Source organism: Demequina sp. B12 (assembly GCF_028823635.1).
GTDB lineage: Bacteria > Actinomycetota > Actinomycetes > Actinomycetales > Demequinaceae > Demequina.
The window spans coordinates 1-393 of record NZ_JAPEHU010000018.1 but is presented as its reverse complement, the minus strand read 5'-3'; the positions used below and the strand labels follow the sequence as shown (position 1 = coordinate 393).

Sequence of the window (393 nt, the reverse complement as noted above, 5' to 3'; positions counted from 1 at the left end):
GCGCACTCGTCCAGTACATCGACGGTGAGCGCTTCGAAGGCAGCGAGAAGATGCCGCTGGGCTTCCGCGCTGCTACGACTGACCCGAATGAACTGCCTTCCGACACGGTGAAGGACATGGTTGCCGCCTTCGATGACCTTTCTATCCCGATGACCGAGGCCGGGAACGTCGGTCAGGGCGGCTATTCGGTTCTGATCGCCGAGAACAAGGACAACGCCCGTGACGCCGGAGTCGGCATCAATGACGCCAATGATGTTGAAGTCATCGTCAACAGGGTCGGCACCTACAAGCCGCTCGATGAAGACGGTGTGATGCGCTTCGCCACCATCGACGAGGCACTGGCCTGGGTCGAGGAGAACGGCTACCTTCCGGGCGGCGAGGGCATGCGTCCGC

At 61.8% G+C, this 393-nt stretch carries 1 protein-coding gene; it reads left to right on the top strand.

Translation table 11 applies throughout. The features are described from left to right. Nucleotides 1–393: hypothetical protein (locus ON058_RS11070; protein ID WP_274669118.1), on the top strand; the 393-nt coding region annotated here is incomplete at both ends.